The 894-nt window shown below is 48.2% G+C and carries 2 protein-coding genes; both read left to right on the top strand.

What is annotated here, in order from left to right; translation table 11 throughout:
- The first annotated feature begins 94 nt into the window (after positions 1 to 94).
- Positions 95 to 511 (top strand): hypothetical protein, encoded by a 417-nt coding sequence (locus tag OU793_RS24660; protein WP_031500723.1) that lies wholly within the window; start codon positions 95 to 97, stop codon positions 509 to 511.
- A 109-nt stretch (positions 512 to 620) separates the two neighbouring features.
- Positions 621 to 894 (top strand): trypsin-like serine protease (locus tag OU793_RS24655; RefSeq protein WP_274647919.1); only part of this gene is annotated, 274 nt, incomplete at its 3' end.

The following is an 894-nucleotide window of genomic DNA, read 5'->3' as shown; positions in this document are numbered from 1 at the left end:
ACGTGTTAAATCACTGCTAACAGGGAAGCTAGACAAAATTCACACAGGTGAAATCACCGCCTTTACCCAATGTAAATAGCAAAGGAGCTATCTAATGAAAAAACTGTTATTACTGCTGCCCGTCTTATGTCTTAGCGGGCAAGCATTGGCCAAAGTGTCATATGAAGATGCGATTGAATCCAACCGCCCCTATCACGATGCCAATGGTGCCGTGCATATTCCACCCGACACAAAAGGACTCGGGCCTGATGAATTACCCGACAGTTCCCAAAACGGAGATTTAGGGCACTGGGTCAAAGTCTCCAGCATCACTACGGATGTGGTCAATGCGGGCGCCTATTCCGCGCTGCTTTCCCCTGATTCTGCGGGGCAAGCGTGTTACAAAGGCACCAAAGGGCTGATTCTGGCCACCGCGCGAGAGTGTAACAACTGGAACTCGGGCGGTTGGCACTGCGAGGGCTATGGACCAGAAACCATCACCGATTACGGTTACAAAGCCGAATGTAAGTAACGTCACCAAGAGGCTTGGGCGATCAAGCCTCTTTCACATGATCCTGACTTGCGCATTTTTTAGTCTTGATACAATAACCTTACAAAAATGAATGACATAAGGCATCACCATGCGTTTACCTTCCTTATCACTGATTGCGCTTAGCTTGCTGTCCGCATCAAGTTATGCGGTAGAAAATGGCACTCCTGTCGATTGGAGCCAACATGACGATACGGTTCGCTTAGATAACTCTACCAATAAGAGTCTTTACTGCACTGCCACTTTAATTTCAGGACGCTATGCCATTACCGCTGGGCATTGCGTTAATGACGGTGGACTCGACATTATGACGCCATCGAACAGCGAAAACTTACCTCTTAGTGCGCAGTGGATATCCCCAGAGT

The sequence above is a fragment of the Vibrio sp. VP6 genome, from assembly GCF_028823755.1.
GTDB lineage: Bacteria > Pseudomonadota > Gammaproteobacteria > Enterobacterales > Vibrionaceae > Vibrio > Vibrio parahaemolyticus.
This window is presented reverse-complemented; position numbering and strand designations above follow the sequence as displayed.

Bases quoted from the DNA above. Each gene is read 5' to 3' on its own strand.
- OU793_RS24660 (WP_031500723.1), top strand. From the start codon at position 95: ATGAAAAAACTGTTATTACTGCTGCCCGTCTTATGTCTTAGCGGGCAA.